Annotated in this window: 15 protein-coding genes; 6 read left to right on the top strand and 9 right to left on the bottom strand. The window is 41.3% G+C overall.

All coding sequences use genetic code 11. From position 1 onward, the window contains the following. The first annotated feature begins 1 nt into the window (after position 1). Together FCN14_RS12760 and FCN14_RS12755 are read left to right on the top strand one after the other, a co-directional pair. Positions 2 to 1,090: a fatty acid desaturase family protein gene (locus tag FCN14_RS12760; protein ID WP_138431655.1), complete on the top strand. Its 1,089-nt coding sequence runs from the start codon at positions 2 to 4 to the stop codon at positions 1,088 to 1,090. A 147-nt stretch (positions 1,091 to 1,237) separates the two neighbouring features. Next, positions 1,238 to 1,711, top strand: a complete 474-nt coding sequence (locus tag FCN14_RS12755) for a hypothetical protein (RefSeq protein WP_138431654.1) — start codon at positions 1,238 to 1,240, stop codon at positions 1,709 to 1,711. A 6-nt stretch (positions 1,712 to 1,717) separates the two neighbouring features. On the opposite strand, the gene FCN14_RS12750 is transcribed toward FCN14_RS12755, so the two are convergent. The 4 genes from FCN14_RS12750 to FCN14_RS12735 form a co-directional block, all read right to left on the bottom strand. Then, positions 1,718 to 3,205, bottom strand: coding sequence for a PH domain-containing protein (locus tag FCN14_RS12750; protein WP_212747643.1), 1,488 nt, complete (start codon positions 3,203 to 3,205; stop codon positions 1,718 to 1,720). Further along, the gene (locus FCN14_RS12745) at positions 3,177 to 3,668 is read right to left on the bottom strand and encodes a PH domain-containing protein (protein WP_138431652.1); all 492 of its coding nucleotides are present in this window, start codon (positions 3,666 to 3,668) and stop codon (positions 3,177 to 3,179) included. Before FCN14_RS12745 ends, FCN14_RS12750 begins: the two co-directional genes overlap by 29 nt. 90 nt (positions 3,669 to 3,758) lie before the next feature. Next, on the bottom strand, positions 3,759 to 3,935 hold the full coding sequence (locus FCN14_RS12740) for a histone H1 (protein WP_138431651.1): 177 nt from the start codon (positions 3,933 to 3,935) through the stop codon (positions 3,759 to 3,761). A 119-nt stretch (positions 3,936 to 4,054) separates the two neighbouring features. Further along, positions 4,055 to 5,353, bottom strand: a complete 1,299-nt coding sequence (locus FCN14_RS12735; protein ID WP_138431650.1) for an MFS transporter — start codon at positions 5,351 to 5,353, stop codon at positions 4,055 to 4,057. Positions 5,354 to 5,457: 104 nt separating this feature from the next. Between FCN14_RS12735 and FCN14_RS12730 the strand changes: the two genes are divergently transcribed. Beyond that, entirely contained in the window at positions 5,458 to 6,024 is a 567-nt protein-coding gene (locus FCN14_RS12730; protein WP_138431649.1) for a hypothetical protein, read from the top strand. Positions 6,025 to 6,130: 106 nt separating this feature from the next. Here the strand turns inward: FCN14_RS12730 and FCN14_RS12725 are convergent, their stop codons facing one another. After that, entirely contained in the window at positions 6,131 to 7,597 is a 1,467-nt protein-coding gene (locus tag FCN14_RS12725) for a histidine kinase dimerization/phosphoacceptor domain -containing protein (protein ID WP_138431648.1), read from the bottom strand. Positions 7,598 to 7,912: 315 nt separating this feature from the next. After that, the gene (locus FCN14_RS12720; protein ID WP_171032918.1) at positions 7,913 to 9,343 is read right to left on the bottom strand and encodes a sensor histidine kinase; all 1,431 of its coding nucleotides are present in this window, start codon (positions 9,341 to 9,343) and stop codon (positions 7,913 to 7,915) included. A 247-nt stretch (positions 9,344 to 9,590) separates the two neighbouring features. On the opposite strand from FCN14_RS12720, the gene FCN14_RS12715 reads away from it, so the two are divergent. Beyond that, entirely contained in the window at positions 9,591 to 11,057 is a 1,467-nt protein-coding gene (locus FCN14_RS12715; protein ID WP_138431646.1) for an SDR family oxidoreductase, read from the top strand. Positions 11,058 to 11,119: 62 nt separating this feature from the next. After that, positions 11,120 to 11,917, top strand: coding sequence for an alpha/beta fold hydrolase (locus tag FCN14_RS12710; protein ID WP_138431645.1), 798 nt, complete (start codon positions 11,120 to 11,122; stop codon positions 11,915 to 11,917). A gap of 25 nt (positions 11,918 to 11,942) precedes the next feature. On the opposite strand, the gene FCN14_RS12705 is transcribed toward FCN14_RS12710, so the two are convergent. Together FCN14_RS12705 and FCN14_RS12700 are read right to left on the bottom strand one after the other, a co-directional pair. After that, complete coding sequence (locus FCN14_RS12705) at positions 11,943 to 12,917, bottom strand: Acg family FMN-binding oxidoreductase (RefSeq protein WP_138431644.1); 975 nt, start codon at positions 12,915 to 12,917, stop codon at positions 11,943 to 11,945. Further along, positions 12,910 to 13,344 (bottom strand): hypothetical protein, encoded by a 435-nt coding sequence (locus FCN14_RS12700; RefSeq protein WP_212747642.1) that lies wholly within the window; start codon positions 13,342 to 13,344, stop codon positions 12,910 to 12,912. The genes FCN14_RS12705 and FCN14_RS12700 overlap by 8 nt, the downstream gene beginning before the upstream one ends. Positions 13,345 to 13,636: 292 nt before the next feature. Between FCN14_RS12700 and FCN14_RS12695 the strand changes: the two genes are divergently transcribed. Beyond that, positions 13,637 to 14,146, top strand: a complete 510-nt coding sequence (locus FCN14_RS12695) for a hypothetical protein (protein WP_138431642.1) — start codon at positions 13,637 to 13,639, stop codon at positions 14,144 to 14,146. Positions 14,147 to 14,149: 3 nt separating this feature from the next. Here the strand turns inward: FCN14_RS12695 and FCN14_RS12690 are convergent, their stop codons facing one another. Further along, entirely contained in the window at positions 14,150 to 14,590 is a 441-nt protein-coding gene (locus FCN14_RS12690) for a 5' nucleotidase, NT5C type (RefSeq protein ID WP_138431641.1), read from the bottom strand. Positions 14,591 to 15,126 lie beyond the last annotated feature (536 nt).

The following is a 15,126-nucleotide window of genomic DNA, read 5'->3' as shown; positions in this document are numbered from 1 at the left end:
AATGTCAGCAACTCGAATCTCTTTTAAGGGGAAGGACCAGCAAAATTTCTCTCGTGAATTAAAGCAAAAAGTTAATGCATATTTTGAGGAGAACAATCTCTCTAAGCATGCAAATACCCAAATGGTTACCAAAACCATTATACTACTTACCCTTTATTTAGGCACTTATGGTCTCATCATAAGCGGGACTTTTAACTTATTAGGCATGGCTTTTCTCTGTGTTCTAATGGGAGTTGGCATGGCCGGTATTGGCTTTTCGATATCTCATGATGCATTGCACGGAGCATACTCCTCGAACAAAAAAGTAAATAAATGGCTGGGCTATACCTTCGATATGTTAGGAGCTAACAGCTATATTTGGAAGATCACGCATAATATTATCCATCATACTTATACAAATATTTATGAGCATGATGAAGATCTTGAAGTAGCCGCATTTATACGGTTATCTCCCAATGCCGAATATAAACCCATCCATCAGGCCCAACATATACTTGCTTTCTTTGCCTACGGTTTCGCCAGTCTCTTTTGGGCATTTGTAAAGGATTATAAATACTTTCTGCAGTCTAGTCTGGGACCCTATGAAGACAAAACGCACCCGCTCAAAGAATGGGTTATCCTATTTGTCACCAAAATACTCTATTACGGTTACACGCTTGTTTTACCTTACATTCTACTCCCGATTACCTGGTGGCAATTGGCTATCGGCTTTTTAATTTTCCAATTTACTTCGGGTGTCATCTTAGGGGTTATTTTCCAGCTGGCTCACGTTGTTGAAGAAACCGAACATCCCACTGAAAATGAAGATGGCAATATTGAAAATGCGTGGATGATACATCAACTAGAAACTACTTCTAATTTTGCACATGACAACCATCTTCTCTGCTGGTATATCGGGGGACTAAACTATCAAATTGAACATCACCTTTTCCCAAAAGTTTGTAGCATCCATTACCCCGAAATTAGTCATATTGTCCGTAAGGTAGCCCAAAAGTATGATGTCCCTTATAACTACCACGAGACACTGGGTATCGCTATCAAATCTCACTACAATACGCTTAAAAAGTTCGGGAGTCCGGCCACGGCTTAAAAGCTTGTTGCATTACTGCCCAGCCATTACTATTTATTATATATGTGCAAAAGGTGAAGAATAACAATTGACCTTGCCTTTTTGCTACGGTTACGACGTTACATATTCAACTGTAATACCGATTATAATCGGAAAACAGGAGGAATTATGGATGCGAATTTATTAATAGCAGCACTTTCTGGCTTGATAGGCGCGTTTGTACTCACCTTGCTAATCTACCTGCTAAAATTCTTTGGCTACGATCTGGATATCCCCTACCTCATTGGTTCTCGTTTTGTTGGGATCCAAAATAGGAGAAAAACTTATACGGTTGGAATTATTGCGCACCTCCTTATTGGAGCCGGATGGGGTATTCTTTATGTCTTCCTGTTAACTGCCATGGTTGTTACTCCCAACTGGCCAGCCGGTATTTTATGGGGGTTTGGCCACGGTATATTTGTGGGGTCTATTATGGGAATGCTTGCCGAAAGTCATCCCTATATCGGAGATGACAAACCAATATCAGATCCGGGGATACTGGGTCGACGGTGGGGTGTTCTTATGCCCTATTTCATATTGGGATTACATGTTATATTCGGTATTGTTACACTGGCGATTTATCACAGAATCGTTTTCGGTTAATCTTAGTTACTCTATCGATTCCGAAGACTGATCTTGATCGATATCAGCTTCCAACTGTCGCTTTCTCTTACTGTTAGCCAACCAGTCTTTATAGGCCGTTGCCTGTTCATCAACTAATTCGCGAACTTTAAAAGTCCTCCCTTGGTTACCACTAGCCACATGTATAATAAGGTCTGCAAGGTCTAACCGAGACTGAAAGGGATTCTGTTTAACTTCTATTGCTTGTATACGGTATTTTTTTATTATAGCCGTCGTTTTACTTAACAGGCGACTGCTCATAATAATCGTGTCTTCCCCGGATTTCACCTCAGCATCGCGATATTGCTGGTACCCCAATAACAACATAAATGGCAATATAAACCAAGCATATACGCCGTAAGGTACCATACTCCAGACCACAGCAATAATACCCAGCGACAGCCACACCATCTGCAGTATATATCTTCGCAATCCCCTTTTACCAATACTTACCGTATGGTCGACTTTAACGTGGTATTCAGGAATCACTTCATCTATAAAAGCATGCATACGTTCCTTGGATATAAGAGGAAACAGTGTATTTGAATTTCCCTGATCCTCGCCATAACCCGCACTTTCAATAACAAGAGAAGCATACCCCAAAGGCTGGCGTAAAATTTCCTCTTTAATCTGTACAGCTTGTATACGATTGAAAGGTATTGTTAGCTGTTTACGCTCAAAAAGACCTCTTGAAATAAGCAGATCATCTTCACGTATCTCGACCTTGAAATCATAATAGGTAATAATAGTACTAAGGAATGACAACACCCATGCCGCAAGAATCATCCCCACTATTGAAATAACTACAATAGAAAAAGAGGTAAAATTAGGCAGGTGCGTTTCAATGAATCGAATAATTTCCTGATCCGAAATAACCTGATCTAACTGGGAAAATACGGCCCCCACAATTGACAGTGCAACCCCCATTCTACCGGATGTAGTTGCTGCAATAACTAAGTCACGATTATCAAGGGCATATATTTTATTGGCTTTCTCAGATATTTCTTCTGTTTCTTGCTCGCCCCCTTTACGCAGTAATTTTTTTAATTTCTCTGCCTCTTGACGACTGATGGCATTAATCTTTGCCTCTTTTGAACTACTACCGGCCGTTTTTATCTCTACTGCTACCAATCCAAATATTCGTTGAATAACACCCGCAGTAATATCTATTACTTGAATACGATCGGAGGTTAAATACAACTTTTTATGAACAAAAACCCCTTGTTCAATTTTCAGCTCCCCTTCGTTAACACTAAACTGAAAACGAAGCCATGAAATAACGCCCCAGATAAGCAGCGCCACAAAAGTACCAAAGATCCAGTACAGAGTATAATCCCCTTGTTTACCACCAGTTCCCACAAATATGAGGATTAGGATAGTGATAAAGTTAGCTTTGATAATGTCAAATGCATTAGCAAGAGCAGCAGCCGGATGTTGGCGTTGTGCTTCAAACATCTTCTTTAGCAAGTCGGGCAAATTTTGAAATTCTATCGCGAACCTGGTCAGCCGTTTTTTCATCCAGGGCCGGAATACGGTGTGTAGTAGCAGCAGTTGAAATAGTGACATCCGCCAAGCCATAAGAACGTAGGATTGGCCCCTGTCGTGTATCAACATGTTGCACACGTTTTACCGGTATTAGCGTACGAGTGATAACAAAGATTCCGCTTTGCAGATCTATCTCATGCTCATCAACCTGGTAGTACCAATGTTGCCAACGAATCTCCGGAAGAAAAAATATAATCAAACCGGAAATAATGAAAAGCACGGCTGAAATACTACCAATCAACCATATTGAAAAATTCGTATTGCTTGGGCTAAAAGTGTTATATACCCAAAAGAAGAGAGGGATCAATATAAAAACCAGACAAACAATAGCCGTTGAAACGCGCCAGGCCTTAATAGCCGATTTTGACAATTTTTGCTGTGGTGAGGAACGCATATATTATATGATCTATAATAACATTAACTCAAAAAGCAGGTACAAAAAAAGCCACAATAAAGTGGCTTTTCAATAGAAATCGGATAAAACTTATCCGTTATTTTTAATGTCTTGGATTTCAAGGCGTACTTCCTGGGACAGTTTTCTCAGATTTTGAAGACCCTTGCGAGCTCGAGTACCAGCAGCCTTGTTTCCTTTTTCGTAAAACTTGCCCATATCTTCTTCAACTCCTTCTACAATACCTTTTAATTCATCAAATCGGCTCATGTTTTTATCCGTTATGTTGTTGTTAAGTTAGGAAAGACATTTTTTCTTTCCCTGGAATGATTCCATCCAAATAATAAGCCCTAATGTACCATATTCTGCATTAAAAGCCCGTACTTTTTTTAAGAATCTTCAAGCCCGATCTGTACCTCTTTAGCCTCGGGTACTGTATATAAAATAGCGAGTCCCACTATAAATAACAGCACAATAAAACTCATACCAATACGCTGACTACTAAACACATACGTTAACCACCCTACCAAAGGCGGACCTAAAAATGCCGTCACCTTTCCTGAAAGAGCCATCAGTCCAAACATCTCATTTTCTAAATCGGGAGGAGAAACCCGTGCCATATAGGTTCTGCTGGCTGCTTGTGCAGGTCCTACAAAGATTCCCAATGCCAGCCCCAAGCCCCAGAACCAGTTGAGGGTTGTCACAAGCAGTACACCGGCCGTGGTAATAATCAGTCCAATAAGAGCAAACATCATTGTTTTCTTACTACCCAGTTTATCATCCAGCCATGCAAAAAGAGCCGCACCAATACCAGCGGTTACATTTAAGCCGATACCAAAAATAAGTACATCCTTTTCGTTCATATCGAAGGTGCCGGCGGCATATATACCACCAAATGCAAAAACAGTGGCTAGTGCATCGATAAATATCATTCGTGCTATAAGAAAGCGAACAATATGCCGATACTGTCTCACATTTTTAATTGTATCTACAAGCTGTTTCCACCCCGAACGTGCCGCCCCCAGAAGCGAGGTTCCAGTTTTGGGACGATCTTTTGTAAATAGGAACATTGGGATAGAAAACAGGAAATACCAAACAGCTACTAATATAAAGGTAGCGCGCACATGTTCTGCTGATGCCTTTTCTAACCCGAAAGGTGGGATATCGACATCTACAAACACAAACAGGGCTACCACCAATGCAACAAGACCACCTGCATAGCCCAGCCCCCAAGCCCAGCCCGACCATCGTCCCATTCGCTCTTTTGTAGCCAAATCGGGGAGCATCGCATTATAAAAGATGATAGCAAACTCTGAGCCCACAGTACCCAGAAATACCAGCGCAAGTCCAAACATAGCAAACTTTTGTGAGGGCTCTACCCACCACAAGGCTGCAGTTGCAAAAATACAGAGTAACGAGAACCAACCTATCCATGGTTTCCGTCGTCCCAGCTGATCGGCAACCGCTCCTACAAAAGGAGCGCATATAGCTACAACTAGTCCTGCTGCACCAATTGTATAGCCCCACTGCGAACTGCCCAGCGTATCATTCTTTGCAACCGATCCCATGAAATAAGTGGCGAATACAAATGTTTGTATTACAACGAAAAATGCACTATTGGCCCAATCATATAGCGCCCATGAAAAGAGCCCGGCAAAAGAATCAGGTGCTTTTTTCAACTTGTTCATCTGTCATTTTTATATAAAATTCATACCAAGTATGATTGGAATAGTTGGGAAATGCAATTTGTTATATATATTGAAATTCACAGCTGACCAAAAGATTAGGTATTATGAAGTCAAAACAACAAGATCTTATTTACATTTATGATTCTGATCATCAGAAAATTATTATGATCGATAGCGAAACCGGTGAACAGGTAGATGAGAAAGATGACCAAATTACATCGATGCTCAAGTATCTGGATCAAGAAGGACGTCAAATATTATTACGGAAGTTTGCGGTATGGTGTACCCGCCAGATTAATGATAAGCTTAAGCCCATGCAGAAAAAGATCCTTGACCTTGCAGAAGAAGCAATCATCCAAGAGGCAACAACAGAGGATCTAAAGGAATTATATGAAGAAACCGAGGGGGCTGCTGTAGCAACCGATTCTGTGGGGCTGCGCCAGGGAGAAGAAAGTGCACCAGCCTACCTTGCTGCCCGAGAATGTATTAACCCCGACCCCCTGGAAGGCGCCATACAAGCGGCACGTTTTCATCGCATTTGGACTGAGATGAAACAGGATGATGATAGTAGAAAAGTTCTAAAAGAGGTTAAGGCTACTGCCCAAGATGATCTTATTACCCAAGTAGAGCAACAACAAACAGACCACTTACTTGATTTGATGAATAAGTAGTATCATCGCCATAAATTTATTCATCTTTTTTATATAACCAGTAGAAATATAGAAGTATAGAATAGGCAATTGGGAACAGTTATCTCTCATCAAAATACTAATTCTCCTAATCATCTAGCGCGAAAGCAAACTTGAAAGCAGCCCCGCTACCTTTATCGGTAACGATTTCTGTTTCTGCTTTTAGTTGCGCCGCAAACGTTTCTATCAACATAGAGCCCAGTGATTCACCGGTATCGAAACCAAAGTTATTGGGCAAGCCCGGTCCATTATCTTCAATTAACAATTCAACAGTGCCATCAAACTGTTTTAATGATACCTCCAACATTCCCGATTCACCTACAATAAATGCATGCTTAAAAGCATTCACAACCAGTTCATTTACTAATAATCCGCAATGGATAGCCGTATCCACATCAACAGTAACTTCTTCGAGATCAAATTTTAGGTCCACTGCCTCTCTGTAATTGGTAAAAGTAGAATGCAGCGTTTCTACAAGTTCTTGTAGGTATTGATCCAACCGCACATCATCCAGTGAATCCGTTTGGTATAGCTTGTCATGAATTAGAGCAACCGACTGGATTCGAGATTGGCTGTCTTTAAGTACACTCAATGCTTCTTGGTGCTCTGTACTATCCAGTTGTAAGCCAATAAGGCCGGATACAATAGAAAGGCTATTTTTAACACGGTGGTGTATCTCGCGAAGTAGGGCATCTTTCTCTTTCAGTGACTGCTTAAGATCTGCTGTTTGCTTATGAACCTGACGCCGCAACATCACGATCCAACCAATAACCAATAGTAATACAACAACTGCTGCTCCACCTGCCAAGTACCAATAATATCGTGGAACTATAGCATAGTTTAAATCTTCAGGGGTACGCAGAAACACCTTGTATTCTCTTTGATTAGGGAAGTCGGGATTATACTCTCCTACAATGCCTGTTACCGAAACCTTATCCCCAATACTCAGAACATCAAAATCAAACTTTTTATAATGGATATTAAAGTTGGAAACGTAAACCATAATAGAATTACTACTGGTATCAGAGGAGGTAATCCGCAAATATTTACCATTATAAACCGTTCCTTTCTCTATGATTGTTCCTTTCCCTTCCACCACCATCCCTATGTACTTTTGGGGACTATTTATCGCTTGGGGCAATGGTTTAGGTTGAGGGGGGTGGGCGGCATCCGGAAACACTTTATATGAGCTAACATTAAGCTCTGCCATCCCTTTATAATTTTGGATCTCGCCGGTAACGACCAAACTATCCCCCCGCTTAAAGGGCGTAGTTATCTTTTTACTGAAGAGTGAAATACCCGTCGAATCGTTCTGAATAAACGCTTGTAAATAGTTTTCATGGAATACTCCGGTAGCCATATTGGCAATTCCCGTTACCGTAACGGTCTTCCCAAGATAATCCAAATTCCTGTCATTATTTGTATCCGTTCTTACTTTTTCAAATGTCCAAAGATCAACGGATGCCTCCTGTGCTAACCCCAGCGTTGGGATAGACAGTATTATAACCACAAAAAAAGATACAGCCTTTAAAGCTGTGCCGGCATTCTTTTCCATATATTCCCCGAAGTAACCTAAAGTATTCCTAAACCTGAATAATCTAGCCTCTGTATATTTTTTACCATTATAAAAAAGTAACGGGAATAAAACAGGCTCAAAAACTGATTAAAATTACAACTCCCATTAAGACCGGGGATGAGGGGATAATCCTATTATAGGAATTTTATTCATCAATCAGATTGCTTACTTGTCTTGACGAAGAAATAGCAAACCAGTCATTTCTTAGTAATCCGTCTTTTTCAGTCGGATGAGTTAAGGAGGAAAAAGCACATTTATCGGAAGAGACCTTCCTTAAAAATTTGCTTAATGAATCTACCCATCCAAATTAAAAGTAAACTTAAACGCTGCTCCGCTTTCTCTACTGGTAATAATTTCTGTTTCTGCTTCTAGTTGTGCAGCAAAGGTTTGTATCAACATAGAGCCCAGTGACTCGCCGGTACCAAAGTCAAAATCATCGGGCAAACCAGGCCCATTATCACTTACCATCAATTCAACCTTACCATCAACGTGTTTTAATGACACCTCCAAAACGCCAGCTTCTCCAGCGGTAAAAGCATGCTTAAAAGCATTCACAACTAATTCATTAACAAGCAATCCACAAGGAATAACCTTGTCGATATCGATTTCAACAGATTCCATCGCAAACTTCAAATCAATATCACTGCTATATTCGGTGAATGTACTATGGATAGCTTCCACCAATTCACTTAGGTATATATCAAGCTGAATATCCGACAGTGAGTCTGTCTGGTATAACTTATCATGAATAAGGGCCATCGATTGTATACGGGACTGGCTATCTTTTAGCACTTCTTGAGCAGTATCATCATCAGTACTGTCAAGCTGAAGTCCAATAAGGCCTGATATAATAGAAAGATTATTTTTTACGCGATGGTGAATCTCACGAAGTAGAACATCCTTTTCATTGAGTGATTCCTGTATGCGTTCTGTCTTATGATCTACTTGCTGACGCAGGCTAACAATCCATGCTCCAATACTCAATAAGGTGACAATCAAAGCAACGATCCCGATGGAAAAATAATATTTGGGCACGCCGGCATATTCCAGTTCAGCGGGAGTCCGCAAATATACCGGATAGTAAATCCCCTTGGTTTCGCTTTTGTACTTTCCTACGACACCCTTTACCTGAACTCTATCACCGACACTTAACAAATCAAAATCGAACTCATTGAACTGCCGGTGAAAATTGGACAAGTATATTACCAAGGAACCTTCCAATGAACCCTCAGTTAAAACTTCAAGGTATCTACCATTATCAACTTTGCCCTTATCGATAACCTTAGCAGTACCTCCAACCAGGATTCCAATATATTTTTCAGGGTTATCAACTACCCTGGAAAGAGCCACAGGCTCAAAACTGTGATCAACTTCAGGAAATACGTTGTAGGATTCTACATAAATCTCGTCCATCCCGTCATAGTTCTGCAGCTTTCCGGTTACAACAAGACTGTCCCCTACATCAAAAGAAGCACCAATCGTTTTACTAAACAGTGGAAAGCCGAAATGCTCATTCTGAAGAAAAGCTTTGAGATTATTCGTATGAATCTGTCCCGAAGCAGTATTTGTTATCCCGCCAACAGTCACAGTAGTCCCCAGGTAATCAAGGGTATCATCCTGGTTAGCATCTATACGAAGTGTAGACAATGACCACAGTGAATCACTTTCACTTTGTGAAAAAGCACTATTACAATAACCCGAAAGTATGACCAAGAAAAGTAACATTACTTTTCCTGACGATGACCAATTCTTTTTACTTTTTGGGATATAGAATCGAACAACCTGATAATAAAAACGAAACAAAATTAACATTCCCCCAAATCAAAACACTTTAAAACCTAAACTTCTTTTATTTGAAGACAAAATACCGTTTTTATTGTCCAAAAGATAACTCATGGAGTATTATATATTTTGAACCTTTTGTACCCAAAATTATGTTACCATTCACTAATCAAAACCCACAAATTATTCTATGGCTCACAATATTCGTTGTTTAGTAACCGGTGTTACCGGCTATATCGGGGGACGACTGGTTCCATGCCTCCTTGAAAAAGGATACCAGGTTCGTGTTTTGTCACGAGACACCTCGCGTCTGCAGGGCCGCCCGTGGATCGATGATGTCGAAGTCGTAGAAGCTGATGTATTACAACCACAAACTCTTTCCAAAGCGTTCAAAAGTATCGATGTAGCCTATTATCTTATCCACAGTATGAGTGGGAATAATAGTTCCGGATTTCATAGTCGTGATTTACAGGCTGCCCAAAATTTTAGCAAAGTAGCTGAAAATGAGGGCGTAGACCGAATAATATATCTTGGCGGACTGGGTGATCCTGAGGATGATTTATCAGAGCATCTTGCATCGCGCCAGAAAACAGGGCAAGTGCTGCATGATTCTAATGTATCGGTAACAGAATTTCGGGCTGCTATTGTAGTTGGTTCCGGCAGTAAATCTTTTGAAATGATACGGTACCTTACAGAACGAGTACCGATTATGATCTGCCCTTCGTGGGTATACAGTAAGGTGCAACCCATTGCTATTCGGGATGTGCTACAATACTTGGTATCAGTACTGGAAAAACCGGAAACAAAAGATGAAATCATTGAGATTGGCGGCAGCAGTGTTATCAACTATGCCGACATGATGCGCATCTATGCCCAAATAAACGAACTTAAACGAATACTGATTCCTGTACCAATTCTTAGCCCCACGCTCTCTTCCCACTGGGTTCACTGGATGACTCCTGTACCGGCCTCCCTGGCTCGTCCCCTTATAGAAGGCCTTAAGAATGATGTTATAGTCAAGGATGATAAAGCCCAGCAGCTGTTTCCTGAAATTAATCCCATTAGCTATGAAAAAGCGGTAGAACTAGCGATGGTTCGTATCAACACCGAGGATGTAGAAACCACTTGGAGCGATGCACTAATCAGCAGTAAAGGTAATGAACAGCCGGTGATACTGAAGTCAAAACAGGGACTCAATATCGAACGCCGTATTAGAGAGGTCAACACAGAGCCACAACAGGTCTATGATACCTTTAGCAGCCTTGGAGGCGAAAAAGGATGGCTTACCTACAACTGGGCCTGGAAGCTGCGCGGTATTTTTGATCGCCTGGTTGGAGGTGTTGGATTTAGACGTGGACGACGCCACCCTACAGAGTTGCGTGTGGGCGATGCCCTCGATTTTTGGCGTGTAGAAGCCATTAAACCCGGCAAACTACTGCGGCTCAGAGCAGAAATGAAAGTACCGGGACGTGCCTGGCTTGAGTTCCAGTCGATACCCAACGAGGACAATAATGGAACCAAGCTCATACAAACGGCCTACTTTGCTCCCAAAGGACTTTTGGGCCTTCTCTACTGGTACAGCTTGTATCCTCTGCATGCACTCATATTTTCAAGCATGATCGATCATATTGCAGACGAAGCTGCTAAAGCAAAATAGAATCTTCTATATTTGAAAGCCCATTTAGCTTTTGTAGATTTACAGTCGATAAAAATAAGTCTATGCTATATTATAAAACATATCACAAAAGTGACGAGGCCGAATGGGTCGTCTTTGTCCATGGCGCCGGTGGCAGCTCTTCTATATGGTTTAAACAGCTCAAAGCCTATAAAGAAGAGTTTAATGTTCTTATGGTTGACCTTCGCGGGCATGGCAAATCGAAAGGAATGCTCCAGCAGTACTACGAAAACGAGTATTCTTTTAAGATGGCCAGCCAAGACATCATTGACGTTATCGATGATGCAGGTATCGAAAAAGCTCATTTTGTTGGGGTTTCACTAGGCACTATCATTATACGAACAATCGGTGAAATGCAGCCTGAACGGGTACGGTCTATGGTCATGTGCGGGGCCATCATGCGGCTAAATATTCGCTCTCGGTTCCTTGTTTCACTGGGACACCTTTTCAAAAAAGTAGTGCCCTTTATGTGGTTGTACAAACTTTTTGCGTGGATTATCTTGCCCAAAAAACGGCACTCCGAATCGAGAAACCTATTTATAAGAGAAGCAAAAAAGCTATATAAAAAAGAGTTTATGAAATGGTTTAATATGACCCATGAAGTAAACCCGTTGCTAAAATATTTTCGCGAAAAAGAGCTGGAAATACCCACCTTGTATGTAATGGGCAGTGAAGATTATCTCTTTCTTCCCCCTATCAAAAAGATCGTGGATGACCACAAAAAATCGGTCTTAGAAGTCGTAAAAAAGTGCGGCCATGTAGTAAATGTAGAACAACCGGAAACCTTTAATGAGGTTTCACTCAACTTTCTTAAATCAGACGGCTTACCTTCCAACTGCTAATTTCATTTATATCGGCTACATCAACCTACCTTCTTATTACTTCATCTAAATCTCTTCGCTCAGAATAGGGCATAGTACCAGAATAACCAAAACGGATAAGCAGTAATGGAGTTAACCCCACCAAATTAAGCCGATACGCAAGTGCTTTACGAATCTTAGGTACCTCGCACGGCATATTTACATGGGCATGGCTAATACCTAACTTGGTGGCCGTAAGCGCAAAACGCTGAAACGCCCGTCCCAAACGTACCCAATGAGAAATATTATTGTGAGCAACCGTAAAAAGCATTAATCCCGCCGAAGCATCAATCATTTTTGACCAACGCCGTGCTTCGCTTTTAGCCGAAACAAAGTGCTTCATCATCATTGAACCGACAAAGGAAGGCACAGGAGAGTGCCCTAAACATTTTGCCTGCAAACCATCACCCTTTACTTTTGCTTTCTGTTTAGAAAAACGTCTCCACCGTATCACCTCTTCAATATAATCATCGTTTTTAAACTGCTTGTTATTTGCTGATAAAACAAACGGCTTTATCTCACTCATCTCCTCTGAACCCACAAAGGTCAAGACTTCTACTCCCCTGAAATCAAAAGCGTTCTCTAACGCTTCCAGATCTTCTTTGGGCACATTACTATCTTCATATTTATTCCTTCTGGTTTGCCGTACTTTTATTACATCCACTAATTTATCAACCTCAATAGTGGGTTCTTTTGTTAGGGAAATCGATATATAATCATCACTGTTTTTAGATTGCATCACAGTTATGCGAGGACGAATGCCCATAGAGGTGGCCGCAATAGCAATATTTTCAGTTGCACATCCCAAGGCTATGAACAGTTCGTGTTGATCGGTGTCTATGATCGGCATAGCACGATCAAAATCCGGGTAAATACGAATCTCATCGTCTTCAAGTGAGAAGATCCAAGGTTGCGTATTATGTCCTGACGGTGCCTGTATACCGTATTCTACTAGTCTCTCGAGGGTGTTTAAATTAATCATAATCTTGTTTGTTAGAATTCACAGATGTAGTAGCCATAGAAATGATGCTCAAAATCAACATGACGAAACCCAGCAAACCATAAATAAGCTGCAATGGCGGACTGGTATGATACCCAATCATGATAATTTCAACGCCTATCCAAACTATAAGGGCAAGGCTCAAAATCAGCGCTCCTGTTTCTGCCCACAAGTGCCTTTTGTAAAGGCTGTAGAACACGATAACAGGATAGATACCGAGGACAATAAGTAGTATAACTCCCAGCAGCAGGTAATCACTGAAGGGAGAAGGATGAAGTAGCTCCAAAGGCATCTCAAGTATAGTTCCCGAAGGATCCCAAATCAGTGCTCCACCGCCATACAATCCGCTCGCGGCCTGGAAAAAGACCAAAAACATGAGCACGTATATAATTGGTGTATTTCTCTCCATTGAATTCATTCTTATCCTTTTTACTGTTGCCAGTATCCTTGTCATAAAAACGGATCATCAACTTTATATAATGAAATAACTGTGCCAATTGATGAGATATAGAACAATTGATGTTTAAAACGAACGAGACAAGAATCGCTATAGCCAGCTTAGCTTTTTTTTGCAATAATGCTACAATACTAGATAAGAGCATCATGCATCCCTGCAAAAGCTTTCCAAATAACCTCGTCTTGCGAATTAGCAGAGATATGCTACTTTAGTACAAACAACATACCTCAACTAATTTTACACAATGAAAAAAAGTCTTCTCAGCGCGCTCTTTTTTATCGGCCTGTTTATTATCACTGTACCCATCAGCGCTCAAAACCACTCTATAGACGCCACACTAGCTGAACTGTACCAATCAATCTCATTTAGTCCCGACAATGACCCAAACTATGATGCTTTTGAAACACTTTTTACTGATAACAGCCAGCTAATTAGTGTGAGAGATACCAGCTCGATTACCATGACACCGGATGATTACCGAAAGGCGATGACCCGGCAGTGCAGAGAGGGTAAAATCATCTCTTTTGTAGAAAAGGAATTGCATCGCAAAACTGAGCAGTATGGCCCCATCCTGCATATTTTCAGCACCTATAAAACTATATTACAAACACCGGATGGCCGCACTATCGGTCGGGGGATTAACAGTATACAGATGATGAAAAAAGATGAGCAATGGAAAGTTGTGTCTTTGATCTGGCATGAAGAGGACAAGGCCCATCCCCTGCCCAAAAAATATCTTCCAAAAGAAAAATAATAGCTAGCCCAGCAGATAATTGAGCACCGCATCCCAATCCTGGAAGGGGGCCTTCCCGAACTGAATATGTTCGCCCTCAAATTCACCTGCGCCGTTAGCCGTTCGGTCGTCGATCAGGTAATCGCCCCTGTTAAGATGCTTATTGTGACTCAGAATCAAGCGCTTGTACCCGGTCTCGGGCAGATGCCGCTGCACCCAACGAACCTTATCAATCCACGCGGTGGGGTTGCCCCAAGGGGCCGTTGATAATATATAGGTTTCATACTCACTGCTAAGGGCCCGAAACCCATCAATAGCTCCATCAATAGGTGGCAAATCATTAAAAAAATTAGGAATCTCATCGAGGTCGCCCTCATACTCTTTTTTGAGCTCATCGGAGAGCTGATCTACGCCCCATGGGAAATCTACGAGGACGTTATCCATATCTACATATACTATTTCCATCTGATCAATTTGTTTCTTTTCTGGTCTGTTGATTCATGATAAGGAATTTTAGAGAGTGACTCTATTTCAATCGTTCTGGTTCTGGAGGGATCAACATTTAAAACTTAGAGGGATATTATTTTTGAAAGGTATTATTAATTCTTCTTTGCTGGTCCGACAAACGGCAGATGAGGACAAAAAAAGAACAGAGAAGATAGTGCGGAAATCCTCCTGCACATCCTTCGATTTGTACTGGCAGACCTAAACAAGGAGGACTCATCATTCTATCATCAGCGCCCGTCATTGCGAGAAGTTCCGCGGATTGGCGGGACGACGTGGCAATCTCCATGAAATAACTAGTTGATCCGTGAAGGCTGCCTTTTGATACTACGCGTATTGTTATCAGGGGATTACGTCGTCAGATGAAAAACACTCTTCCTCGTAATGACACTGCTTTTTTATGGTTTTTAATTGGTGGGCGGAAAAAAACTTGCAATACGTTGCTTGCTTAGCCCCCCCCGACATAACGAATTCTGAGTGGAGAACAGTAGGTGATC

It is taken from the genome of Fodinibius saliphilus, assembly GCF_005869845.1.
In the GTDB taxonomy this organism is placed as follows: domain Bacteria; phylum Bacteroidota; class Rhodothermia; order Balneolales; family Balneolaceae; genus Fodinibius; species Fodinibius saliphilus.
The sequence above is the reverse complement of the archived record's forward strand: the minus strand, read 5'-3'. Positions and strand labels throughout refer to the sequence as shown.

What these genes read in the sequence shown, in the direction of transcription:
- FCN14_RS12760 (WP_138431655.1), top strand. Translation starts at nt 2, where the DNA reads ATGTCAGCAACTCGAATCTCTTTTAAGGGGAAGGACCAGCAAAATTTC.
- FCN14_RS12755 (WP_138431654.1), top strand. Translation starts at nt 1,238, where the DNA reads ATGGATGCGAATTTATTAATAGCAGCACTTTCTGGCTTGATAGGCGCG.
- FCN14_RS12745 (WP_138431652.1), bottom strand. Translation starts at nt 3,668, where the DNA reads ATGCGTTCCTCACCACAGCAAAAATTGTCAAAATCGGCTATTAAGGCC.
- FCN14_RS12740 (WP_138431651.1), bottom strand. Translation starts at nt 3,935, where the DNA reads ATGAGCCGATTTGATGAATTAAAAGGTATTGTAGAAGGAGTTGAAGAA.
- FCN14_RS12735 (WP_138431650.1), bottom strand. Translation starts at nt 5,353, where the DNA reads ATGAACAAGTTGAAAAAAGCACCTGATTCTTTTGCCGGGCTCTTTTCA.
- FCN14_RS12730 (WP_138431649.1), top strand. Translation starts at nt 5,458, where the DNA reads ATGAAGTCAAAACAACAAGATCTTATTTACATTTATGATTCTGATCAT.
- FCN14_RS12725 (WP_138431648.1), bottom strand. Translation starts at nt 7,597, where the DNA reads ATGGAAAAGAATGCCGGCACAGCTTTAAAGGCTGTATCTTTTTTTGTG.
- FCN14_RS12720 (WP_171032918.1), bottom strand. Translation starts at nt 9,343, where the DNA reads ATGTTACTTTTCTTGGTCATACTTTCGGGTTATTGTAATAGTGCTTTT.
- FCN14_RS12715 (WP_138431646.1), top strand. Translation starts at nt 9,591, where the DNA reads ATGGCTCACAATATTCGTTGTTTAGTAACCGGTGTTACCGGCTATATC.
- FCN14_RS12710 (WP_138431645.1), top strand. Translation starts at nt 11,120, where the DNA reads ATGCTATATTATAAAACATATCACAAAAGTGACGAGGCCGAATGGGTC.
- FCN14_RS12705 (WP_138431644.1), bottom strand. Translation starts at nt 12,917, where the DNA reads ATGATTAATTTAAACACCCTCGAGAGACTAGTAGAATACGGTATACAG.
- FCN14_RS12700 (WP_212747642.1), bottom strand. Translation starts at nt 13,344, where the DNA reads ATGGAGAGAAATACACCAATTATATACGTGCTCATGTTTTTGGTCTTT.
- FCN14_RS12695 (WP_138431642.1), top strand. Translation starts at nt 13,637, where the DNA reads ATGAAAAAAAGTCTTCTCAGCGCGCTCTTTTTTATCGGCCTGTTTATT.
- FCN14_RS12690 (WP_138431641.1), bottom strand. Translation starts at nt 14,590, where the DNA reads ATGGAAATAGTATATGTAGATATGGATAACGTCCTCGTAGATTTCCCA.